Genomic DNA, 23462 nt, shown 5'->3' on the forward strand with positions numbered 1-23462 from the left:
CCGGGGTTTTAGGCTGAGAACATGCTCGGTTCTCTCCTTCTCGGCGCATCCCGGTTGCCGCTGGTGCGGCGCACGGTCTCCGGCGTGCCGCTGACGCGCAAGGTCGTCGATCGCTTCGTCGCGGGCGAGACGCCCCGGGAGGCGGTCGAGGCGATCCGCGGGCTCGCCGCCGCCGGCCTGGCCGTCACCGTCGACCACCTGGGTGAGGAGACGCGGGACTCCGCCGCCGCCACCCAGACGGCCGGGGCCTACGTCACGCTGCTCGGCGCGCTGGACGGGCTCGGGCTCGGGGACCGGGCCGAGGTGTCGGTGAAACTCTCCGCGGTCGGCCAGGCGCTCGGCGCCGACGGCGACAAGATCGCTTTGGAGAACGCGCTGCAGATCTGCGAGGCGGCCGCCGCCTCCGGGGCGAGCGTGACCCTCGACATGGAGGACCACACCACGGTCGACTCGACGCTCGCGACCCTGCGGGCGTTGCGCGAGGACTTCCCCTCCACCGGTGTCGCCGTGCAGTCCTACCTCTTCCGCAGCGAGGCCGACTGCCGTGACCTGGCGTACGAGGGGTCGCGGGTGCGCCTGGTCAAGGGCGCCTACGCCGAGCCCGCCTCGGTGGCGCACCAGAGCAAGAACGAGGTCGACAAGGCCTACGTGCGCTGCCTGCGCATCCTCATGTCGGGCGCGGGCTACCCGATGGTGGCGACGCACGACGACCGGTTGATCGCGATCACCGAGACGCTCGCCGACCGGTTCGCCAGGTCCCAGGGCGAGTACGAGTACCAGATGCTCTACGGGATCAGGGCCGACAAGCAGCAGGCCCTGGCGGGAGCGGGTCACACCGTGCGCGTCTACATCCCGTACGGGGACGACTGGTACGGCTACTTCATGCGCCGGCTGGCCGAGCGCCCGGCGAACGTCGCCTTCTTTCTTCGTGCCCTTGGAGGCAAGTAATGGATGCCATCTCCACCGTTCCCGCCCCGTCCAACGAGCCGGTGCTCGGATACGCGCCCGGCAGCGCCGAGCGCGCGGCGCTGGAGAACCGCGTCAAGGAGCTGGCCGGGGCCCAGCTCGACCTGACGATGACGATCGGCGGCGAGCAGCGGATGGGCGGCGGCGCCTCGATCGAGGTGGTCCAGCCGCACAACCACGCCTCGGTGCTGGGCCGCACGGCGGACGCGAACGCCGACGACGTGCGCTCGGCGATCGACGCGGCGCTGGGGGCGGCGCCCGCATGGCGCGCCATGCCGTTCGACGAGCGGGCCGCGATCTTCCTGCGGGCCGCGGACCTGCTGGCCGGCCCGTACCGGCAGACGCTGAACGGCGCGACGATCCTGGGCCAGTCCAAGTCCGCGCAGCAGGCGGAGATCGACGCCGCCTGCGAGCTGATCGACTTCCTGCGCTTCAACGTGGACTTCGCGCGCCGGCTGCTCAGCGACCAGCCGGTCTCCTCGCCCGGTGTGTGGAACCGGATGGAGTACCGGCCGCTGGAGGGCTTCGTCCTGGCGATCACGCCGTTCAACTTCACCGCCATCGCCGCGAACCTGCCGTCGGCGCCGGCCCTGATGGGCAACGTCGTCGTCTGGAAGCCCTCCCCCACCCAGCAGTTCTCCGCGCACTTCACCATGCGCCTGCTGGAGGAGGCGGGGCTCCCGCCGGGCGTCATCAACATGGTGACCGGCAACGGCGCGGCCGTCTCCGAGGTCGCGACGACCCACCCGGAGCTGGCGGCCATCCACTTCACCGGCTCCACGCCGACCTTCCAGCACCTGTGGTCCACGGTCGGCGCCAACATCGCCTCGTACCGGTCCTACCCGCGCCTGGTCGGTGAGACCGGCGGCAAGGACTTCGTGCTCGCCCACCCCTCGGCCGACCCCGCGGCGCTCACCACCGCGCTGGTCCGCGGCGCGTTCGAGTACCAGGGGCAGAAGTGCTCGGCCGCCTCCCGCGCGTACGTGCCGCGCTCGGTCTGGTCGGTGATCCGCGACGAGCTCGTGGGCACCGCCGAGTCGCTCACCGTCGGGGACGTGGCCGCGGACCTGTCGACCTTCATGGGCGCGGTCATCGACGAGCGGGCGTTCGCCAAGAACAGGGCCGCGATCGACCGGGCCCGCTCGCTCGACTCGATCAACGTGCTGACCGGCTCGTACGACGACTCGACCGGCTACTTCGTGCGGCCGACCATCCTGGAGTCCGCCGACCCCACCGACGAGATCTTCGTCAAGGAGTACTTCGGCCCGATCCTCGGCGTGCACGTCTACGACGACGCGGACTTCGACACGGTCCTGGACCAGATGGAGAGCGTCTCGCCGTACGCGCTGACCGGCTCGATCATCGCCAGGGACCGCTACGCGATCACCTCGGCGTCGGAGCGGCTGCGCTTCGCGGCGGGCAACTTCTACATCAACGACAAGCCGACCGGCGCGGTCGTCGGTCAGCAGCCCTTCGGCGGGGGCCGCGCGTCGGGGACCAACGACAAGGCCGGGTCGATCCTCAACCTGACCCGCTGGGTCAGCGCCCGGACCGTCAAGGAGACCTTCGTGCCTCCGGTCGACCACCGCTACCCGCACATGGGCTGACGTTCCGCGGTCCGGCCGGCAGGAGCCCGGCCTGAGGAAGTCCGGCTACCCGGACGACTGGAAGACGGCGACGCCCGGGACTCGTGAATCCGAGTCCCGGGCGTCGCCGTTCTCTCCCCGGACGATCTTGCCCACGCCCAGAACCGTCCTCCACGGCCCCATTGGCGCCGCAGAACCGCCGTACGCGACGGTGGCGCGGCGCGCTGATCCACCGAGGCCGCCACATGACGGCGGTGAGCGCCGTACCGCGGACGGCGGGCGCCGACGAACGTCGATGAACACCGAAATGCGATCAGCCGATCGCGGTCAGCTCACAGCCCGGATGATCTTCCGGAGCACGTCGTCCCAGTCGGCCAGAAAGCGGCTGAGGCCGTAGTGGGCGAGTGCGGCGCGGGCCGCCTTGCCCACGTGTTCCGCCAAGGCCGGGTCCGCGGCGAAGTCCTCCAAGGCGGCGGCCAGCGTGTCGACGCGGGTCGAGATCACTCCCGCTCCGCGGGAACCGCCTCGACGGCCTCCGTGGTGGCCAGCGCCACCACGGGCATGCCCAGCAGCATGGCTTCGATCTGTCGTCGCGGCCGGCCAGCGGGTGCCGGGTGCGCGGGACGTCTCCCGGCGGGGCGTTGTGCTCGACGTGGACGGCGGGCACGTCCGTCCCGTCCCGGGGCGGCGCAGCCAGCGCTCGGCGAGATCGGAATTGCAGGGAATGTCTTCGACGAGGGTTCCGTCACAGTCGAACAACACGGCGGCGGGACGACGGGTCGACAATGAGCACCTCCAGGAAGACGGGTTGCCCCCGAACGGTGCGGGTTAGTTCTTAGGTATTCCAATAAACAGCCACTTAGGGACGATCCGGCCGTCCGGTGCCCCGACACCTCGCTGGCCGCCCCCGCCTCGGGTGGAAGGCGAAGGCCGAGGCCGTCGGCGGGCTGCTCCGCACCATCTCCTGTCTCGCCGCAGAACTACCCAGACTCGAAAAAACAATTTTCCGGCAAGAACCCGCCTCGCGGACATAAAGGTCGGTCGGCCACTGACCGGTGACTTCGTCACGGTTCACCGCCAGACGCCGGATCTCCGCCTGACGGCCGGCGTGGCGGCGGGACTCGGCGCGGACGCGGCGGTGCTCGTGCATGTCCGCGTGCTGGGCGCGCTCGTCGGCGCAGGCGGTGCGCGTCTGGGCGCAACCGGCCGGCACCCGCACCGCGTCGGCGGCCCGCCGCGGTCCAGATCGACGTCGGCTGGATAAGTGTCGATCATTTCACGGACCGGCATGTCGAATCCCCATTCCGCCATGATGCGGTCGGTGTGGTGGAGGAGACGGGACCGCGGGTGCGCAACCTCATTCCGGGCGATAAGTCTCCGGCCGCACCCGTACGCGCCGCCGTTCGAAGTCCGTGTCGCGGACCGCGTCACCGCCTTCTCCGGCAGGGAGGACCTGGTCTCGCCTCGGCGTGATCAGCTCGCTCACCAGGAAGAACGGCGTCGGCCGCGCCGGAACGGACCACCGGTTCATCCTCGGGGTGGTGGGTAAGGCGAAGGACACGCATCTTGCGAAGGGGAGGATCCATGCCAGACCACGGTGATGACGTCATCAGCATTCTCACCACCGACCATCGGGAGGTGGAGCAGATGTTCGCCGAATTGGAGAAGCTGCGCGGCACCGGCGACCACGAACGCACCCGGGACGTGACGGAGAAGGTGATCATTGAGCTGGTCCGCCACTCCGTCGCCGAGGAGGCCTATGTTTACCCGGCGACCCGCCGGTTCGTCCCCGGCGGCGACGCGCTGGCCGACCGGGAGATCGCCGAGCACGCCGAAGCCGAGGAGGTGATGAAGGAACTGGAACAGACCGACACCGCCGACGCCCGCTTCGACGAGCTCCTCACCCGGTTGATGAGCGACATCCGCGCACACATCCAGGAGGAGGAGAGTGAGCTGTTCCCCAAGCTGGCTCAGCACGCCGGCCCTGAGGAGCTGCGCGAGCTCGGCGGCAAGGTCACGGCGGTCAAGAAAGTGGCTCCCACCCGGCCGCATCCCGCCGCGCCCGACACCCCGCCGGCCAACAAGCTGCTGGCGCCCGGCGCGGGACTGATCGACCGCGTCCGCGACGCGCTCAGCGGGCGCGGCAAGGGCTGACTCCCACCCCGGCGTGACCGGGGACGGCCCGTCGCCTGATCCGGTCGCGATGGATCGGGTCAGGCGACGGGCCGTCCCGCCGACAGCCGGAATCGCCGGGCGCGAGCCGTTCTTCCAGGAACCTCTCGTGGATTCGCCCCAGCCGTAGCCGCTTGAGCCGCATGTACGCCGTCGCTTCCAACATGGGGCGATCCTGGGCGGGATCACGCATGTGGTAGACGGCCAGTGCGGGGTTGTTGCGGGCGATGAGCCGGGGGCCGGCAGTCGGCGCCGCGCACCGGCCAGCCGGTGGGGAAGCGATGGAGGAAGACGATGTCGCGTGCGGCACCTCCTCCGGCGAACGCCGCCCTCGTCCAGCAGGGCCGCGGCCGCGTCGAGGCTGCCACCATCCGCTCATGGCGACCGGCCGATCGGGAATGCCGTCTCCGGGCTCCGGGAACCGCGGGTTTGCGGCATTTACATAGCCGACTATAAGATAGCCGACTATGGAAATAGTTGACGTGTTGGCGATCTGCGGGAGCACCCGGGAGGGGTCGCACAACCGGTCCCTCCTTCGAACCGCGCAGCAGCTGGCGGACGCCCCGTTGCGGGTGGAGGTGTGGGACGACCACGCCCGGGTTCCCCGCCTGGACGCCACCCGCGACCGCCCCTTCCCCCAGGCCGTCGGCGCCCTGCGCGAGCGCGTGGCGACGGCCGACGTGCTGCTGCTGGTGACGCCGGAGCTGAGCCGCGGCATCCCGGGGCAGCTGAAGGACCTCGTCGACTGGCTGTCGATCCTCGCGCCCCCGCGCCCGCTGGCGGGCAAGCCGGTGGTGCTGATGAGCGCGTCCCCCAACCGGTTCGGCGGAGTCTTCGCCCAGTTGCAGCTCGGCGACATGCTGCGGCGGGTCGGCGCCGAGGTGCTCTCCGACTTCGATGTGGCGGTCGGCTTCGCCCACCGCCACATCGACGCCGACGGGGTTCTGACGGAGGAGGAGGCGCGACACGACATCACCCGGCTGTGGCGGCGCGTCCTCGCCCGCGTCGCGGATGACCGGCAGGCGGTGCCGGCGTGACCGCCGGGCGGCAGGTCGCGGCCGAACAGGGGCCGATCGGCTACGCCCTCGCCGAGGTCACCAGGGCGCACCGCGCCGAGATGCAGCGCCGGATGGCCGAGCTCGGCCTGCACCTGGGCCAGGAGCTTCTCATCGTCGACCTCCACCACAATCCCGAGACCACCCAGGCGGACCTCGTCCAGCGCATCGGCATCGAGCAGCCCACCATCGCCAAAGCGATCACCCGCATGGAACGGGCCGGGTTCGTCGAGCGCGCCCCGGACCCCGGCGATCGCCGGGTGACCCGGTTGCGGCTGACCGAACGCGGCGAGGCCGTGGTCGACGCCGTCGTGGCCGCGTGGGCGCAGGTGGAAAGCCGGGCGAGCGCCGGGCTCGGCGAGGCCGACGCCGCGCGACTCATCCGGCTGCTGCACACCGTCCGCGACAACCTCACCTGACCACCACCCGCGGGAGAACGCATGGAACTCGGACTCGCAGGAAAAGTCGTCCTGGTGACCGGCGCGAGCACGGCCATCGGCAGGGCCACCGCGCTGGCCTTCGCCGAGGAGAAGGCACACATCGCCGTCGGCTACCACACCAACCTCCAGGCCGCGGAGGAGACCGTCGCCATGGCCGAACAGCGCGGAGCCCAGGCGATCGCCTGGCGACTCGACCTCGGCCGCCCCGACTCGCTACAGGCCGCGGTCACGCACGCCCGCGACCGGCTCGGGCCGGTCGACGTCCTGGTCAACAACGCCGTCCGCTGGCCGGACTGGCCCGAGCCGGGCGAGCTGTTCGAGACCGCGCCGCCCGAGCGCTTCACCACGTCGGTGACCGCGAACCTGGTCGGCCCCTACCTGCTCGCCCGCGCCGTGCTGGCCGACATGCGGGCGAACGGATGGGGCCGCATCGTCAACGTCTCCACAGGACTGGTCGAGGACGGCTTTCCCGGCAACGTCTCCTACGTGGCCGCCAAGGCGGGCCTGCACGGCCTCACCCGGGTGATGTCCAGGGAACTCGCCTCCGCCGGCATCCTCACCAACGTCGTCATGCCGGGCTTCACCCCAGCGGACAAACCCATGCCGCAGCACCTGCTCGACAAGGCGGGCGAGGCCGCCGCGACCAAGCGCGTCAGCCACCCCGACGACGCCGCACGCATGATCGTCTACCTGTGCTCGGCCGCCAACACCAACACCACCGGCGAGGCCATCAGGACCGACGGCCACTTCCTCACCCCAGGCTGACCCTCCGGCCTCGGACGCCGCAGAGAAGGCGGCCGTCCCGCCGATTGTTCGGGGAGCGTACGGGGGTGACGTTCCTCAGAGCGGGTGACAGCGGCCCGGCCTCAAGTCGCCGGGCTTTCCCGAGTGATCCCTCACGGCAAGGCGATGCCCGGCTCTCGCATTCGAGACCCGGGCGTCGCTCATCACTGACGTCAGATCAGAAGTCGTTCGGCGAGTTCACGCCACTGGCGCAGGGGCGGGGCAGACGGCGTGGCGGTGACGACGAAAAGACTCACGTGGTCGGCCCCGGCATCCAGATGCTCCTCTACGCGGTGCGCGATGGAATCGGCGGGCCCGCGACTCACCAGCGCGTCGACCAGCCGGTCGTCGAGGGAGTCGACGTCCTCGAACCCCAGGTTCCGCAACAGTGCGCGGCGGTTGGGAAGGAGCGCGGCGGCGTGGGAGCGGGCCAGGCCTGCGGTGGCGGAGCGGTCCGGGTCCAGAACGACGAGCTGGGTGACGGCCAGCAGCGCGTCCGGACCGAGCAGGGTCCTGGCGGTCCTGGTGTGCTCGACCGGCATGCCGAGCGGGTGTGCCCCCCAGGCCCGCTCGCGGGCGAGGGCGAGCAGCTCCGGCCCCAGCGCGGCGAGCACTCGGCGTGGGGTGACCGGCGACTCGGGCGGCCCGAACGAGGCGGCGTCCATCGCGTCCAGGTAGCCGCCGAGGTCTCCCGCCCAGATCCCGATACGCCCGAGATCGAGTCCATGGTCGTTCATACTTCCTGCCGGGCCTCGAAGAAGGCCTCGATCTGAGCGGCGCCGGTCCGCTCCAGCCAGGTGTGCAGATCCATCAGGCCGGGGTGGATTCGCCGCGCCGCAGAGATGTCGGCCCGCCGGCCGAGCGTGTTGAGCCACTCGCAGGCGAAGGCGAACTCCTCGCCGGCCCGCCGGATCGTCTCGATCGGAAGGTGAACGTACGGCACGGGCCGCCCGATCGCCGCCCCGATGGCCTCGGCGATCCGCCGTGGGGTCACCTCGTCACCGGCCAGGTCGATCGCCCTGCCGATCCACTCGTCCGGGCGGGCGAAGGCCAGGGCGGCGAACACGCCGACGTCGTCGACAACCATGATCTGCTGCTGAACACAACCGCGGCCTGGCCGCGTCGCTGATGCGCGGCGCCCACGACGGCGATCCGACGCTGGGCACCACCTGCCACACGATGATCGTGAACGCCGGCGGCGAACTGCTGGAGCGTGCTCGCCAGGCGCACGCCGTCCGCCCCGACGTCGCCATCGTCGACCTGCTCAAACTCGTCAGCGCCATCTCGCTGGCCACCGAACAGGAACCCGGGGGAGCAGCCGAGGCCGACCGACTGCTCGCACTCGCCGTCGACGGCGTGCGCCCCCATGAAGGACCTCACGCCCGCAGCGAGCGGTGAGACCGCATGCGCCATGCGGTGACCGCCGTCCCGCCGGTCGACCACCGCCACCCGCACATGGGCTGACGTTCCGCGGACGGGAAGGCGGCGGCCCGGCCTCACGTCGCCGGGCTTTTCCGAGTGACCGCCTCACGGCGAAGCGATGCCCGGGTCTCGAATCCAGAGGCTCGGGCATCGGTCCTGTCGGCCAAGGCGCCGCTCATCCACGATCCATCCTCGACGCGTCAGGCCCGGCCAGACCGTGCTGATCGAGATCATGGAGAACCCGGTGGAACCCACCGCGGGCCGTCCGGGGGCCGTCCGGGGGCCGTCCGGGGGCCGTCCGGGGGCCGTCCGGGGGCCGTCCGGGGGCCGTCCGGGGGCCGTCCGGGGGCCGTCCGGGGGCCGTCCGGGGGCCGTCCGGGGGCCAACGCATCGCAGGAGGATCTACACCAGCGGTGGCGGGTAGCGGTGGGTCTCCGCCCGGTGCCCGGTCGCGCCGGCGAACTTGGCATCGTCGGTGAGCGGCGGCACACCCGGCAGGCGGAGACCAGCGCTGCCGCGATCGAGCCGGCGACCGTGGAACCGGCCCGTCCCGCTGAGCGGTACGGGCCGGTCGAGGGTGTGGATCGCGCCTACCGGGCGGCCCTGTCGGGACGCTCGCTGACACGGATGGAGTTGACGATGGGATCGCCGGTCCGCGCGGTGAAGCCCACGTTGATCTGGCCGTCGGTGACCTTCACCGTGTACTGGCGGCTGACCGCGGTGTTCTCCCCGGCCTCCCGGGCGAGGTCGAGTGCCGAGATCGCGGGCTCGCCCTCGATGCCGACGTCGAAGACCCGCTTGCCCGGACGCTTGTTCCGGGTCTCGGCGAAGCCCAGTTCGACGGTGTAGACCCCCGTGGGCACCTTGTCGAACCGGTACTCCCGCATGTCCTCGCGGGCGCTCCCGTAGAGCGCCTGCTCGGTGGTGCCCTCGACGGTCCCGCTGGAGGTGCTCGTCCTGTCGCCGTTGCCCACGTAGCCGTAGCCGCCCGGCGTGTACTTCCGGTCGGCCGCCCAGACGTCGCCGACGGCGTCGACGACGTCCTTGGAGCCGCCGGCCTCGATGGCGGCCTGGAACTTCGGCACCACGACGGACACGCTGATCGGGAACGCCGGGTTGCGGCCGCTCGCCGAGCGCACGACCAGCACGCCGGTGCGGACGCTGCCGGGCTGGACCCCCGCGCTGGACGCGGTGACCTGCAGCGTCACGGACCCGCGGGCCGCGATCTGCCCGCCGGCCGGGGTCACGCCCAGCCATGTCTGGCCGGAGGCGATCTCGACGGTGTACGCCGCGTCGGCCCCCAGGTTGGACAGCTCGACCGTGCCCTTCCTGGTGGAGGAGGCCGGCATCACGAGGGTGACCTCGTCGGTCGACGCCGTCACCCGGCCGGTGACCAGGGCCGTGTCGAGCGGGTTGCGCTCACCGGCCTTGACGGTGACCTGCTTGGTGACAGTGCCGTAGTTCTCCCCGGAGACCTCGACCTGGTGGTCACCGGCGGGGGCCTGCCCGAAGAAGGTGCCGTCGGTTCCGGTGGTGAAGGTGGCCACGTCGCCCACCTTCACCGTCGCGTCCGCCAGCGGCTCGCCGTCGTTGGCGTCGGTGACGGTGCCGGTCACCAGCCCGTGCCCCCGGGCGGCGAAGGACAGGCTCTGGCCGTCGGCGATGGCGGGGAGAGGATCGGTCTTGAAGGAGTACTGCAGGGCGTCGGTGCCCTCCGCGTTCTCGATGCCGATCGTCGCGGTCGTGCCCGCCTCGATGGGGGCGTCGATTCCGCGGTAGCGGAACCCGATCGAACCGTCCTCACCGAGCAACGCCTCGAACGAGAAGTGGTCGTCGCTGTCGTAGAACTGCACGTTGCGCCACTCCACGACGAAGGTGCGGTGCGGTGCGGTGCCGACGGTGGCGGTGTAGAGCCCGCTGTCGTCCCACATCGCCAGGTCTTCCCAGTACGGGTAGATGGAGGCGTTGGAATCGCCGGTGGCGGGCAGGGAGACGTTGCTCGGGAAGGCGTAGGTGTTGGCACCGAAGGTCAGGAACCCGTTGGTGGCGACCGCGCCGCGGGTGTAGGTCTTGCCGTAGAACGGGAAGGCGAACGGCAGCGTGATCATCTGGCTCTCGTCGTCGCCGCCGAGCCGCTCCTTGGTGGTGCCCTCGACGTACGGCTCGGTGCCGCTCCCGCAGGTGTGGCCGAAGGAGTCGGTGTGGCTCGCCAGCTCGATGTCCTTGACCAGGTCGCCGGTCACCGTGACGGGCACGGTGGCGTCCTGCGTGCACCGCGAGCCCGCGGTGACCTTCAGGTCGAAGCCCCGGCGGGGCAGCGTGAGCTCGTAGTGGCCCTGGGCGTCGGTGACCGTGCCGGCCGGCGTGCCCGCCGCGGCGACCGTGGCGCCGGCCTGAGGCAGGCCGACGCTGGTGACCGTCCCGGACACCGTGCTCAGGGCCTGCGCCACCAGCGACGCGTCCCGGGTGACCGTCTGGTCGGTCGTGACGGTGACGGTCGCGGTGACCTCGTCGTAGGCGAACTTCCCGAAGGTGATCTCGTAGTCGCCGCTCAGGAGGCGGGGCAGCGTGTAGGACCCGTCCTGCGCGGTGGTGACCGTACGGCTCACCGGTCCGGAGACGCCGATGGTCGCGCCGGCCAGGGGGGACCCGCCCGAGGTGACCGTGCCGGCCAGCGTGCCCAGTTCCCCGGCCGGGGTCGCCTTGACCGCGGCGTAGGCGTCGAGCATGCCCTCGCCCCAGACATGGTTGTCGGCGGCGGTGCCGCCGCAGCTCGTGTCGTCGACGTCGGCCGCGGTCCCGTCGAGCAGGGCGCGGGTGTTCTCGACGTCGTTCTTCAGGCTGGGCGACATCGACCACATCAGCGCCACCGTGGCGGCGACGTGCGGGCCGGCCATCGACGTGCCGGAGTTGGGGCGGTAGCCGCCGTCGTTCCAGGACGAGCGGACGTTCACGCCCGGCGCGGTGATGTTCGGCTTGATCTCGCCGTTCTCGCCGGGACCGCGCGAGGAGAACTCCCCGATGCGCCCCTCGGAGTCGAACGCTCCGGCGCTGTAGGCGGCGATGTTCCCACCGGGGTTGCCGGTGCTCTCACAGGTGACGGGCGCCCTCAGGGCCTCGTTCCCGTTGGAGAAGGTGGGGAAGATGCCGGCGGCGACCCAGGCGCGGACCATCTCGTCGTACCAGAGGTCGAGGCCGGCGCCGCCCCAGGAGTTGTTGATGACGTCAGGCGCGAGGTCGGGACGCGGGTTCCGGTGGTTCAGATCGGTGGGCGCGAGCATCCACTGGCCGGCGGCGAGCAGCGCGTCGTTCGGGCAGCTCCTCGGCTTCACCGTGCAGGCCTTCGCGGTGATCCACTTGGCGCCGGGGGCGACACCGATGTTGTTGGCGCCGCCGTCGCCACCGACCATGGTGCCCATCGTGTGGGTGCCGTGGCCGAGGTCGTCACAGGGCACGCCGGCCGAGCATACGCCTATCGTGTCGACCCAGTTGTAGTTGTGGTCGACACCGCCGCCGGGCTTCGTGCCGCGATAGGCGGAGACCAGCGCCGGGTGGTCCCACTGCGCGCCACTGTCGATGCTCCCGATGACGATGCCCTCGCCGTGGTCGCCGAGTTCGTCCCACACCTTGGTGGCGTTGATACGGTCGATGTTCCACTCGACGGAGGCCGCGGTGGCCTTGACCTCCTTGGCCGGCTCCGGATCGGGCAGCCGGACGACCCGGGACGGCTCGATCGCCGTCACCTCGGGGAGCTTGGCGATCTCGGCCGCCAGTTTCGCGTCGCCGGTCACCTTGACGGTGTTGACGATCCAGAACGGGGTGAAGTCGGCGCGTGCGGCCTTGAGGAGCTTGCGCAGGTTCGTCTGCGAGGCGGCGGCGGTCTTCGTCTTCGCCCGGTAGACCTCCTTGCCTTTCTCGGCCTTGGTCTTCGCCGTACGCGCCGCCCGCAGGTCGGCGTCGTCCTTCAGGCGCACCCAGAAGGTGGCCTTGTCGTCCGTGGACAGGTCGGCCTGGACCACCCGGTCGATCTTGTCGAACTCGGGCGAGGCCTGTGTGGCGCCGTACGCCACACTCTGCTGGATCAGTGAGGCGAGGGTGATGGTCCCGATCAGGACCACTCGCCAGGGGCGGGCTGTGAACACACGATCTCCTTCACGGGCAGGGGGTGCCCGCGGGGGGAAGCAAAATGGGCGATAAGGGATCTCCCTAACCTCCGGGGAGGGTAATGAATAAATGTTGCATTTGCTCGTAATAAGGGACAGAAAAATTTACAAGAGTTTCATTCGCACCCGCGTGAGGCGAGGGAATCCGCGTGGTCCCGGCTCGGCGAAACGAGGATGACCTGGGGCTTCAACCGTCCTGCCCGGGAGCGGGGCCCGGAGGCGGGGAGCCCTCTGCGGGGTGGCGTGTTTCCGCCACCTGACGGGACACGACACGGTGGAGCACGAGAGACATCTCGACGACACGCTGAGGAGCGTGGGCGAGACCAGCCCGCTCGCCCGGCCGTACCGCCCACCTCGGACGCCAGGGTCCCGGGTTCGGGACCCTGGCGTCGCGTTCAGGCGGGAACGGCATCGGCCCGGACCGGACCCCGCCCGCAGTGGTGGCATCCGCCGCGCCTGCGCAGGTGGTAGGCGAGAGCGGCGGCGGCCAGTGCCCCTCCCCAGATCGGCCAGAAGGTCTCCGGGAGCCAGGCCCCCCATTCGTCCAGGGCGAAACGGCCGGCCACGGTCCAGCGGATGTAGGTCAGTCCCGCGACCGTGACGATGATCGCGACGAGGCCGGCCGGGATGACGGCGAGGAGCGGAGGGACACGCCTGCCGCGCAGGCCGGGGATCCAGCGGGGGAAGATCTCCCCCCAGCGCTGGACCAGCCCCAGCGTGAGCAGGCCTCCGCAGGCGCCGAACGTCGCCAGGTAGGCGCCGGCCAGCCAGATGCCCGGGGTGTCCCTCGTCCCCTCCTCCAGGAACTCCCCGCGCACCCCCAGCGGAATGCCGAGAGCCCAGCTCCACCGGGTCACGCAGTACACCAGGGGTACGGCGACGGCGATGTGGACGGCGACACGGCCCCAGCGGGCCGCCGCGGCGGGGGCGGTCCACCCGTCGTGGCCGGTACGCCCGCAGGCGGCGCAGGCCTCCCGGCGGCGGCGTCGGTAGTTCAGCGCCGCCGCGGCCAGCAGCAGCCCTCCGGCGACGCACAGCACCTGGTTGACCACCGGCCACGGCCAGAGGTCGGCCAAGGTGCTGCCGCCCAGCTCCAGGTCGAAAAGGGGCGCCACCAGCAGCAGCGGGGTGTAGGCCACCCCCATCATCGGCCTGGAGTCGGGGATCACCAGGATCAGCAGCACGGCCATCGGCCAGGCGAGGAGCGGGGGCACCCGGCCGGCGGGCTCACGTCCGTCCGTCCGTGCCAGGGCCAGCGAGGTGAACAGTGCCGGCACGCAGAAGGCGACGATCCACCAACCGCCGGGATCCGGGGTGGCGTGAGCGAGGATGGACAGTGCCCCGTCGGGATCGGGATCGGACCTCCCCCAGGGGAAGCCGGGCGCGCCGAGCGCCCACGACAGGCCGAGCGCGCCGTAACCGAGCGACCACAGGGCCGCCGCGTAGCCCGGCCAGGCGGACCGGTGGATGGGCGAAGGTGGAGCGGTGGTCGTTGCCATGAGGTCAGCATCGTGCTCCCGGCGGGCGACAGGCCATGTGCCGTTCGGCAGGTGATGACGGTCTCCGCGCCCGGTGACCGTGCCGTACGGCAGGTGCGGCGGGCGCAGGCGCCTGCGTATCGTCGGTCCGGTGAGTCTTCGTGGGCGTACCCGTGCGATCGCCGTCGCCGCCGTGGTCCTGGCCGGGATCGGTGCCTCGCCCGTCTTCGGGGCGGCGGCCATGGCGGCGGCGACGACGGTGACGGCCGCCCTGGTCTGGGCGGCCGGCGGCCGGTCGCGGACACCGGCACACCTGGCCACGGTGACCTGCGTGGCCGCGGCCGTGTCCCTCGCCGTCACCCTGGCGTGCCTGATGGGGCTTCCCCTCGCCTGGCAGGCCGGCATATCGGGAATGGCGGAGAGCGCGGCACTCATGCTGCTGGTCGCGCTGAACGCCCGGTGGTCGCCGGTACGGCGGGCGGCGGCCGCCGGTGCGCTCGCGGGCCTCGCCTCGTCTGTCTGCCTGCTGCGGTTCATCACGCCCTCGTCCCTGCTGGAGGGGGTGGGAGCCTGCGCGTTCTGGTCGGTCGGCGCGCTGGTCGCGGCCGGTTCGGGGACGTACCTGCGCTCCCTGGACACCCGGCGGGTCCGCGCGGTGACCGACGTCCGCACCGCCCTGCGGCTGCAGGTGGCCGGAGACCTGCACGACTTCGTCGCCCATGACATCAGCGAGATGGTGGCGCACGCGCAGGCCGGCCAGGTGGTCGGTCCCGGCGATCCCGGACAGGCGCTCCTCGCCCTCGAACGTGTCGAGAAGGCCGGTCAGCGGGCCATGTCGGCGCTGGACAGGACCGTCCTCATCCTGCGGGAGGACGAGCTCGCGACCACGTCACCGCTCCCGGGCCTGGCCGAGCTGCCCGAACTCGCCGCCCGGTTCACCGCGGCCGGGCGGGCACGCGTCCGCGTGGACATGGACCCGGGTGTGGGCGAGACGGTGCCGCGGGAGACGGCCGCCACCGCGTTCCGGGTCGTGGCCGAATCACTGACCAACGTGCGCCGTCACGCCCCCGAGGCCACCGTGGTGGACGTCACCGTCACGGTGGAGTCCGCCACGCTCGTGGTCACGGTGACGAACGACGGGGTGACCGGACCGGGCGAGGGCGGACGCGGCGGCTTCGGCCTGCCGGTCCTGGCGCGGCACCTCCGATCGCTGGGCGGCCTCCTGCACGCGGCCCCCGTACGCGGAGGGTGGTCGCTCACGGCCCGCATCCCCTTGGCACGATGAGCGACATGTCGATCCGCATCCTCGTCGCCGACGACCAGGAGGGCATCCGCACCGCCTTCCGTCTCATCCTCGACGCCCAGCCGGACATGACCGTCATCGCGGAGGCCGCCGACGGCGTCACCGCCATCGAGTCGGCCCGGCACCTGCGCCCCGACGTGGTGCTCGCCGACATCCGGATGCCGCACGCCGACGGCATCGAGGTGACCCGCGCGCTGGCCGGCACCGGCGTCCGCGTCGTCGTCGTCACCACGTTCGGACTGGACGAGTACCTGTACGCCGCGCTGAGCCACGGCGCGGCCGGGTTCGTCCTCAAGCGCTCGGGCCCGGCCCTTCTGGTCGAGGCCGTACGCGCGGCCGTGAACGGCGATGTGCTCATCAGCCCGCAACTCACCGTACGGCTCCTCAGCCGGATCGGCCCGTCGCCCGAGGACGTCCCCCGGGGCACGGCGCTGACCGAACGCGAGGACGACGTCGCCCTGCTCGTCGCCCAGGGCAAGACCAACGCCGAGATCGCCGCGGAGCTGTTCCTGTCGCCCGGCACGGTCAAGAACCACATCGCCGGCATCCAGCGCAAGCTGGGGGTGCGGAACCGCGTCGGTATCGCCTCGTGGGCCTGGAGCACCGGCAGAGCCCGCGCCTGGCCGCACCGGGGCTGAACGGGGCTGAACGGCGCCGGGCGCCACCCGTCCGGCGGCGCCGTGCCGGCCGGTCGCCACCCCCGCACACGGCCGGGACCTCAGGATCCCCGGGGCGCGGCGGGGGGTGGCGTCAGGCCGCCCGTCCCCGTGGCGGGACGACCTCCGCGGCGGGCGGCGGGCCCGGCGGGGTGCCGTCCCCGAACGGCCTGCCGCCGAGACCGTCGCGGCCGTGCGGGACGAGCCATCCGGACAGGTCCGGGCCGCCGGGCACGATGTGATGGGGATTGCTCTCGTCCAGAACGAGGTGGTAGTGACGCTTGATGTGGTCGAAGTCGACCGTGTCGCCGAAGCCGGGGGTCTGGAACAGGTCACGCGCGTACGCCCACAGCGCCGGCATCTCCGTCAGCTTGGAGCGGTTGCACCGGAAGTGCCCGTGGTAGACCACGTCGAAGCGCACCAGCGAGGTGAACAGCCGGATGTCGGCCTCGGTGATCGTGTCGCCGACCAGGTAGCGGCGGGTCCGCAGCCGCTCCTCCAGCGCGTCGAGGCGGGCGAACAGCGCGTCGTAGGCCCGCGAGTACGCCTCCTGGGTGGTGGCCATGCCCGCCTCGTACACCCCGATGTTGACGTCCTGGAAGATCCGCTCGTTCAGCTCGTCGATCTCCGCGCGCAGCGGCTCGGGGTACAGATCCGGGGCGCCGGGGCGGGCGAGGGCCGTCCACTGGGTCGCCAGGTCCAGGGTCATCGCGTCGAAGTCGTTGGTGACCAGGCGCCCGGTGGCCGTGTCGACCATCGCGGGAACGCTGAACCCGCCGTCGTATTCCGGGTCGGCGGCCAGGTACGCCTCGCTGAGGTGGCGGTAGCCGAGGACGGGATCCCTGCCGTCCGGGCCGAGGGCGAAGCTCCAGCCGCGGTCGTCCTGGATGGGGTCGACGACGGCCAGCGAGATCGCGTCCTCCAGGCCGAGCAGCCTGCGGCTCACCACGGCCCTGCTCGCGAACGGGCACGCGCGGCTCGCGACCAGCCGGTAACGACGCGGTTCCGCCGGCCAGGCCGAGTCCGGATCCGCGGTGATCCGGGCGTCGAAGCGGCTGGGAGACATCACGGATTCGGACTCTGTTCCGGATTTCGCGGTCAATTCGCCTCCAGGGATCGTGGACGGTCTCTCCGTGGTGACCTTCCCCGTACGCACCGGGGCATGACGACTTCGAGGAGTCCGCGGAGACCGGATTCGTGACCGCCGGGGGTGCCGCGACCGCGCCCCGGCTCGGGGCACCGAGGCGGTCGCGACGTGGAACGGCGTCGCCCGGGTCTCCGATCGGAGACCCGGGCGACGCCCTCGCGAGCCGCGCGTCATCGGCCCCCCGGGCCCCTCACCTCGCGCTGGACGGCTTCGGGATCCTCGGCGCGGCCCCACGGGTCAGGGGCGCGCGACGGCCGCGTCCGGTCCCTGGACGCTCAGGGAGTCGGGGTGGGGGTCGGGGTTTCCGTCACGGTGGGGGTCGGCTCGGGAGTGGGGACGATCGGCGTCTCCGTGGGAGGCAGCGGGGTCTCCGTGGGCGGGAGAGGGGTCTCCGTGGGGGGCGCCGGGGTCTCCGCGGGAGGCGGCACCGTGGGGGTCACGGCGGGCGGCGTGGGGCAGATGCTGGGCTCGCGCCACTTGCCGATCCGCCACTTGCTGAGGGACCACCAGTCGCCGCCGCGCCAGAACTTCCTGCTGGGCCGCGTCAGGTCGAAGACGTAGGCGGCCGTCGCCGTCTCGCCCGTGGTCGTCTCGCCCGGCGTCGTCTCACCGGGCGCCGGGGCGGTCGGGATCGTCTCACCGGGCGCCGGGGCGGGCGGCGTCGTAGCGGTCGGCGTCGGGGCAGGCGGCGGCGTCTCACCCGGGGCTGTGACGGTCGGCGTCGTGGCAGGCGTCGTCTCGCCCGGCGTCGGGGCAGGCGGCGGCGTCTCGCCCGGGATCGTCTCACCCGGGGTCGTGGCGCCCGTCGTCGTGGCGGTCACCGAGACCCAGTCTCCCTGCCTGACCACGTTGCCCCGCCGTCCCGAGAGGGACTTGGTGGAATCGGTGATCGCGTACACCTTCTCGAAGCCGTCCTGGCTTCGCACCGTGATCGAGTCCTCCGCCACAGCGATCGCCTCACCCGTCTGGGCGAACACCGTGAAGCCGCAGCCGTCCTTCGCCGGCAGCACGAACTCGCCGTGCAGCGCGCCGGGGAACGCCACCGGCGGTATCTTGGGCGGCGTCGTGGCGGTGGGCCCCGGGGTCGGCGTCAGGGTCGGGGTCAGCGTGGGATCCGGGGTGGGTGTCTCGCTCACCGTCACCGTCACGCTGGGAGTCGGCGTCTCCGGCGGCGTGGGAACGGGCGGCGGCGATGCCGCTGACGCCGAGGACACCCCGACGCCGCCCGAGGCCGCCAGCACGACGGCGGTGGCGAGGACCATCGGGCGTGGAATGCGCCAGGGTGCTCTGCCCGATCCGCTCGACGACACCTCGTTGGAACTGCCGGGGTTTGTTCGCGTCACCTTGTCCTCCATCTGGTTTGATCCGGAACCAGCGGGGGCGTCGAAGGGGTGCCTACGCCCGCCGCCGAGACCGAGGACCACCGCCCGGTCGTGGTCCTCCGTCCAGGGCGCGGGGAACAGTGCCCGCTTCACGCGAACCCATGCAAGCAAAATAAGTGCATGACACCCTAAATCGGGCTTTTCAGCAGCTCACCACCGTGTTTAAAAATTCCAATTTCGACCAGATTCGCCCCTACGACGTCCCGCATGCCGTCGGAGGTCTCACGGCCGGGGGTCACCCGAATGCCGTACGGGATGTCCGGTGGGATCCTCAGTCCGCCACGTCGCGGCCGGCGACGACCCTGCCGACGCGGAGCCTGACCAGCCACTCCCCCGGTACGCCGTTGCGCCGGCCGAACTCGTGGGCGCGCTCGCGGCCCATGTACCGGCCGCCGATCTCGGTGGCCCACCTCAGCAGCTCGTCCGCGTCCGCGGAGAGGGTGACAAGGCCTTCGATCATGACGTAGGAGAACGGCGGGGTCTCGTCGTCCACGCACAGGACCCCCCTGGGGTCGCGCCGCAGGCTCCTGCCCTTGACGCTGCTCTCGTGGGTGGTGAACACCACGTCGTCCCCGTCGAGCACGAACCAGATCGGCGTCACGTGCGGCCTGCCGTCGGCCCTGACCACCCCGAGCTTGCCGGTACGCGTCCCCGTCATCACGAACTCACGCCATTCGGCGTCCGTCATCTTCTCCATCCGACGATTGTCGTCAGCCCGTCTCCCGAACGAGCGCCGGGACACGCCGCCGGGCGCGTGCGCGCCTCGGCGTGCTCAGGAGTAGGCGGCGACCATCCCGACGACCACACCGGCGAGCGAGACGAGCGTGAGGAGGCATCCGAGGACCACGGCGGCCCGGCGGCCCCGCCGCGCCCCGGAGACGTGGAGGAGGACGTACGGCAGGAAGCCCAGCACGCCGACGCCGAGGAAGGGCATGGTCAGCGCGGCCAGCACACCGGAGGTGCCGGTCGGTACGGCGCGGTCGCCCTCGGGGGTGAGCCGGGCCCGCCTGACGTCACCGGCGGTGGAGTCGGGTGAGGCGTCGACCGGGATCGCGTCGCCGCCGCCGTCGGGCGCGAAAGCGCCCTTGCAGTCGTAGCGGCCCCGGCCCAGGTCCTCGCACGAGACGACCGTGAGCGTTCCGGGGACGCCGATGGAGCCCGTCGCGAGCTTGAGGCCGGGCACCGCGACCACGAAGGGCAGCACTCCCAGCCCCGTCCAGAGGACCAGCAGAACGGCCATGCCGACCTTCCCCGGCGTGCGTCCCGGTCCGGGGGCCGGCACCGGCTGGAAGGCGTTCGCGATGTCGTCGAATGCGCTGCTCATGGGGAGAGGATGGGGCACGCCACTTGTGAACTACCTGTTCATGGCTTGTCGCGGACCGCCCTGGCCTCCGCCTCGGCGGCGTCCAGCTTGGCGGCCTCCTCGGGGGTGGGCGCGGTGCCGCCGAGGTGGCGGGGCTGCCACCAGACGCCCGGCGGGATCTCCGGGTAGCTCCGCTGCGCCTTGTCGAGCATCTCGGCCATGCGCTCGCGCAGGTCCGCGGTGACGGCGTCGTAGTCGTCGCCGCGCTGGGGGTACATCGGCTCGCCGACCTGGATCGTGATCGGCACGTGCCGCTGCAGCAGCTTCTTGGGGTGACCCTTGGTCCACAGCCGCTGGGTGCCCCACAGGGAGACCGGGATCATCGGCACCTTGGCGCTGACGGCCATCCGGACCGCGCCGTTCTTGATCTCCTTGATCGTGAAGGACCGGCTGATCGTGGCCTCGGCGAACACGCCGACGACCTCACCGCCCTTGAGCGACTTCAGCGCCGCGCCGAACGCGGCGGCCCCGGCCGCGCGGTCGACCGGGATGTGGTGCATGCCGCGCATCAGCGGTCCGGAGATCCGGTGGTCGAACACCTCCTTCTTCGCCATGAAACGCACCAGGCGCCCGGAGGGACGCGCGGCCAGACCGGCGAAGATGAAGTCGAGATAGCTGATGTGATTGCTGACCAGCACGGCCCCGCCGGTCCGCGGGATGCGCTCCGCGCCCTCGATGCGGATTTTGAGGTCCAGCGCACGGAACAAGGTCAACGCCGCCCCGATGACCGGGGGGTACACGATCTCAGCCATGGCTGAACCGTACCTCAGCTCTCCCCCCGGCCCGACCTCCCCCGATCCTCTTGCGGACGCCCTCGCGGGGCCGGGCCTCAGTGCCCCCTGAACGCCTCCTCCAGCCACCACGATCCGCGCGCGCGGCTGACCCTGGCGTGGACCAGCAGGGGCCGGTCACGGTCCCCCTCCAGCCACCGGGCCACCGCGACGAGATCCTCCCGGGTCCGTACGGTGACCGCCTCGCAGCCGAAGCCGCGGGCGACGGCGGCGATGTCGGCGGGCGGGAAGGTCACGGTCTCCAGGGGGTGCCCGTCCGGGCCGAAGTGGTGCACCTCGGCACCGTAGCCGTCGTCGTCGTACACGACGATCACCATCGGCAGGCCGAGTCGTACGACCGTCTCCAGCTCGGCGACGCCCATCAGCGCGCCGCCGTCGCCCAGCGCGGCCACCGGGAGCCGGTCCGGCTGGGCCAGGGCCGCGCCGATCGCGGTGGCGAGGCCGAGGCCGATCGACTGGAACGCCTGTGTGAAGCAGAAACCCCGCTCATCAGGGACATCGAGAAACATCGACGGATATCCCATGAAATTTCCGGAGTCGATGGAGACCACGCGTTCCGCGGGGAGCAGGTCGTCCAGCGCGATCGTCAGCGTCCGGGGGTCGATCCTGCCGTCGCCGCTCTCGTCGGTGTAGGGAACGTCCCGCCAGCGGTTCTCCCCGGCGATCCGCGCGGCCAGCCCCGCCGAGCGGTACCCGGCTCCGCCGGCGCCCGGGACGCCGGCGCTCGCACCGCCCGGGACTTTCACCTCGTCACGCGATACACCGTCACCGTCGCTGTCACCGTCACGATCGCCGTCACCCTCGCCGTCGCCGTCGCCCTCGCCCTCGCCCTCGCCGTCACCCTCGCCCTCGCCGTCACCCTCGCCGTCGCCGTCGCCGTCGCCGTCGCCGAGCAGGCGAGCGGTGGCCCGCGCGGTGAGGGCGGCGTCACCGGCCACGCCGAGGTGGACGGGCCGGTGAGCACCGAGCGCGGCCTCGTCCAGGTCGACCTGGACGACGGTGGTGTCGCGGCCGATCAGCGTGCCGTGGCGCATGGTCCACATGTTGAGGGCGCAGCCCCAGCCCACGAGCACGTCGGCGTCGCGGATGAGCTCGACCGTGAGCGGCGAGGCGAACCCGCCGCTCACGTCCAGATCCCACGGACTGCCCCGGAAGAGCCCTTTCGCCACGGCGGAGGTGGCCAGCAGCGCCCCGGCCCGCTCGGCGAGTTCCTCGATCTCGCGCCGGGCCCCGCGTGCGCCCCGCCCGGCCACGAAGACGGGACGGCGGGCCGCCGCGAGGATCTCCGCCAGCCGGGCGACCCGCTCGACCCCGGGTTCCCGCGGCGGGACGACCTCACCGGATCCCGGCCACCGGACGGCCTGCCCGGATTCCGGTACGGCCGCCCCCGGCCCCTCCCCCTCCGCGACGGCCGCCGGAGCCTCCCGGCCCGCGTCCGGGACGGCCAGGCCCTGAACCTCCAGCGGAAGGTTGAGCAGGACCGTACGGCGTCCGTCGCGGGCGGCGCGGAACGCCTCGGCCGTGTCGGCGGCGGCGGTCTCCGCCGACCCGATCCGCATCGCGACGGCACCCACCGCCTCCGCCAGCGTGACCTGGTCGACGAAGAAGTTCGAGCGGGGCTCGGTCACCTCTCCGGCCAGCACGACGAGCGGGGTGCGGCTCTTGGCGGCCTCGGCGATGCCGGTCATCGCGTTGGTGAGCCCCGGCCCCTGGTGGACGCTGAGCACGGCGACCTCGCCGCTGAGGCGGGCGTAGGCGTCTGCCATGGTCGCCGCGCCGCCCTCGTGGCGCGCGGCGACGTAGCGCGCGCCGTACGCGACCAGGGCGTTGGTCACGTGGAAGTTGCCGCTGCCCACCACCCCGAAGGCGGTGCCCACGCCGAGCGAGGCGAGGGTCCGCCCCACGACCTCGGCGACGTTCACCTCTCGACCAGGGCCAGCACCCGCAGCGGGCTGCCCGAGCCTCCGGCGATGGGCAGCGGCGGGGCGACGACCACGGCGCCGGTCACCGGGAGCCGGTCGAGGTTGCGCAGCTGGGTCAGGCCGTACTTCCCCGCGCCCAGCAGGAACGAGTGGCACGGGAAGGCGGGGTCGAAGCCGTGCGCGGCGCCCGCGTCGGTACCGACGGTCTCCACGCCCAGCCCGGCGATCGGGGTCTCCTCGGCCAGCCACCGGGCGCACTCGACCGAGACGCCGGGCGTGTGCGGGCCCGTCTCGTTCGCGTTCAGGAAGCGCTCCTGGTCGTGGGAGCGGGCGTCCCAGCCGGTGCGGTAGAGCAGCCATCCGCCCTCCGGCAGCGGCCCGTTGGCCTCCTCCCATGCCTTGACGTGCGCGATCTCCAGCAGGAAGTCGGCGTTCTCGGCCGCCTCGGCGGCGAAGTCGAGGACCACGGCCGGGGCGATCAGCCGCTCGACCGGCACCTGCGAGACGTCCTCGCCGTCCTTGCCGGTGACCCAGTGGACGGGAGCGTCGAAATGGGTGCCGGTGTGCTCGCCCGTCACGATGTCGTTCCAGTACCAGGCGGGGCCGCGGTCGTCGTAGCGGCTGATCTCCTTGAGCGCGAACGGGACGGTGTTGCCGAACGGCTCCGGCAGCCGCAGGATCGGCGTCTCCGACGACAGCGGCGCCGTCAGGTCGATCACCTCGATCCCGCCGTTCCGGATGCTCTCCACCAGGTTCCGCAACACCGACATGACGCCTCCAACGGGACTCCAACGGGACAGGACCTCGGCAGATCCTCCTACAGCGCCGCCTTC

Annotated in this window: 20 protein-coding genes and 1 pseudogene; 9 read left to right on the top strand and 12 right to left on the bottom strand. The window is 71.9% G+C overall.

Annotated features, from left to right (window positions below):
- The first annotated feature begins 21 nt into the window (after positions 1-21).
- Both ACVCAG_RS01025 and pruA read left to right on the top strand, forming a co-directional pair.
- The gene (locus ACVCAG_RS01025; protein WP_440082154.1) at positions 22-948 is read left to right on the top strand and encodes a proline dehydrogenase family protein; all 927 of its coding nucleotides are present in this window, start codon (positions 22-24) and stop codon (positions 946-948) included.
- Positions 948-2573, top strand: a complete 1626-nt coding sequence (pruA, locus tag ACVCAG_RS01030) for an L-glutamate gamma-semialdehyde dehydrogenase (protein WP_440082153.1) — start codon at positions 948-950, stop codon at positions 2571-2573. Before ACVCAG_RS01025 ends, pruA begins: the two co-directional genes overlap by 1 nt.
- Positions 2574-2879: 306 nt before the next feature.
- Here pruA and ACVCAG_RS01035 read toward each other — a convergent pair whose 3' ends face one another.
- The gene (locus ACVCAG_RS01035; protein WP_440082152.1) at positions 2880-3056 is read right to left on the bottom strand and encodes a hypothetical protein; all 177 of its coding nucleotides are present in this window, start codon (positions 3054-3056) and stop codon (positions 2880-2882) included.
- A 1080-nt stretch (positions 3057-4136) separates the two neighbouring features.
- Between ACVCAG_RS01035 and ACVCAG_RS01040 the strand changes: the two genes are divergently transcribed.
- The 4 genes from ACVCAG_RS01040 (at position 4137) to ACVCAG_RS01055 (ending at position 6984) form a co-directional block, all read left to right on the top strand.
- The gene (locus ACVCAG_RS01040) at positions 4137-4706 is read left to right on the top strand and encodes a hemerythrin domain-containing protein (protein ID WP_440082151.1); all 570 of its coding nucleotides are present in this window, start codon (positions 4137-4139) and stop codon (positions 4704-4706) included.
- A 485-nt stretch (positions 4707-5191) separates the two neighbouring features.
- Complete coding sequence (locus ACVCAG_RS01045; protein ID WP_440082150.1) at positions 5192-5761, top strand: NAD(P)H-dependent oxidoreductase; 570 nt, start codon at positions 5192-5194, stop codon at positions 5759-5761.
- Positions 5758-6198, top strand: a complete 441-nt coding sequence (locus ACVCAG_RS01050) for a MarR family winged helix-turn-helix transcriptional regulator (RefSeq protein ID WP_362675992.1) — start codon at positions 5758-5760, stop codon at positions 6196-6198. Before ACVCAG_RS01045 ends, ACVCAG_RS01050 begins: the two co-directional genes overlap by 4 nt.
- A 21-nt stretch (positions 6199-6219) precedes the next feature.
- Entirely contained in the window at positions 6220-6984 is a 765-nt protein-coding gene (locus ACVCAG_RS01055) for an SDR family NAD(P)-dependent oxidoreductase (protein WP_440082149.1), read from the top strand.
- A gap of 191 nt (positions 6985-7175) precedes the next feature.
- Here ACVCAG_RS01055 and ACVCAG_RS01060 read toward each other — a convergent pair whose 3' ends face one another.
- Positions 7176-7739, bottom strand: a complete 564-nt coding sequence (locus ACVCAG_RS01060) for a hypothetical protein (protein WP_440082148.1) — start codon at positions 7737-7739, stop codon at positions 7176-7178.
- Positions 7736-8089, bottom strand: a complete 354-nt coding sequence (locus tag ACVCAG_RS01065) for an NmrA family NAD(P)-binding protein (protein ID WP_440082147.1) — start codon at positions 8087-8089, stop codon at positions 7736-7738. Before ACVCAG_RS01065 ends, ACVCAG_RS01060 begins: the two co-directional genes overlap by 4 nt.
- A 20-nt stretch (positions 8090-8109) precedes the next feature.
- Between ACVCAG_RS01065 and ACVCAG_RS01070 the strand changes: the two are divergent.
- Positions 8110-8400: pseudogene (locus ACVCAG_RS01070) on the top strand (SbtR family transcriptional regulator); the annotation flags it as partial.
- 614 nt (positions 8401-9014) lie between these two features.
- Here the strand turns inward: ACVCAG_RS01070 and ACVCAG_RS01075 are convergent.
- Both ACVCAG_RS01075 and ACVCAG_RS01080 read right to left on the bottom strand, forming a co-directional pair.
- Positions 9015-12566: a S8 family serine peptidase gene (locus ACVCAG_RS01075; RefSeq protein ID WP_440082146.1), complete on the bottom strand. Its 3552-nt coding sequence runs from the start codon at positions 12564-12566 to the stop codon at positions 9015-9017.
- A 416-nt stretch (positions 12567-12982) separates the two neighbouring features.
- Positions 12983-14086 (bottom strand): hypothetical protein, encoded by a 1104-nt coding sequence (locus tag ACVCAG_RS01080; RefSeq protein WP_440082145.1) that lies wholly within the window; start codon positions 14084-14086, stop codon positions 12983-12985.
- 130 nt (positions 14087-14216) lie between these two features.
- On the opposite strand from ACVCAG_RS01080, the gene ACVCAG_RS01085 reads away from it, so the two are divergent.
- Positions 14217-15350, top strand: coding sequence for a histidine kinase (locus ACVCAG_RS01085; RefSeq protein ID WP_440082144.1), 1134 nt, complete (start codon positions 14217-14219; stop codon positions 15348-15350).
- Positions 15351-15355: 5 nt separating this feature from the next.
- A complete protein-coding gene (locus ACVCAG_RS01090) occupies positions 15356-16006 on the top strand; it encodes a response regulator (RefSeq protein WP_440082143.1) in 651 nt (216 codons plus the stop codon).
- A gap of 112 nt (positions 16007-16118) precedes the next feature.
- On the opposite strand, the gene ACVCAG_RS01095 is transcribed toward ACVCAG_RS01090, so the two are convergent.
- From ACVCAG_RS01095 to ACVCAG_RS01125, 7 genes are all read right to left on the bottom strand, one after another.
- The gene (locus ACVCAG_RS01095) at positions 16119-17090 is read right to left on the bottom strand and encodes a glutathione S-transferase C-terminal domain-containing protein (protein WP_440082189.1); all 972 of its coding nucleotides are present in this window, start codon (positions 17088-17090) and stop codon (positions 16119-16121) included.
- A 356-nt stretch (positions 17091-17446) separates the two neighbouring features.
- Positions 17447-18514 carry a hypothetical protein gene (locus ACVCAG_RS01100; protein WP_447189316.1) on the bottom strand — a complete coding sequence of 356 codons (1068 nt, stop codon included), beginning with the start codon at positions 18512-18514 and terminating at the stop codon, positions 17447-17449.
- 310 nt (positions 18515-18824) lie between these two features.
- Positions 18825-19250, bottom strand: coding sequence for a TIGR03618 family F420-dependent PPOX class oxidoreductase (locus tag ACVCAG_RS01105; RefSeq protein ID WP_440082141.1), 426 nt, complete (start codon positions 19248-19250; stop codon positions 18825-18827).
- A gap of 75 nt (positions 19251-19325) precedes the next feature.
- Entirely contained in the window at positions 19326-19877 is a 552-nt protein-coding gene (locus ACVCAG_RS01110) for a hypothetical protein (protein WP_440082140.1), read from the bottom strand.
- Between the two features lie 38 nt (positions 19878-19915).
- Complete coding sequence (locus ACVCAG_RS01115) at positions 19916-20668, bottom strand: 1-acyl-sn-glycerol-3-phosphate acyltransferase (protein ID WP_440082139.1); 753 nt, start codon at positions 20666-20668, stop codon at positions 19916-19918.
- A gap of 77 nt (positions 20669-20745) precedes the next feature.
- A complete protein-coding gene (locus tag ACVCAG_RS01120; RefSeq protein WP_440082138.1) occupies positions 20746-22629 on the bottom strand; it encodes a thiamine pyrophosphate-binding protein in 1884 nt (627 codons plus the stop codon).
- Positions 22626-23399: a cyclase family protein gene (locus ACVCAG_RS01125; protein WP_440064840.1), complete on the bottom strand. Its 774-nt coding sequence runs from the start codon at positions 23397-23399 to the stop codon at positions 22626-22628. The genes ACVCAG_RS01120 and ACVCAG_RS01125 overlap by 4 nt, the downstream gene beginning before the upstream one ends.
- Between the last annotated feature and the right edge of the window lie 63 nt (positions 23400-23462).

The sequence above is a fragment of the Streptosporangium sp. G12 genome (genome assembly GCF_052983175.1).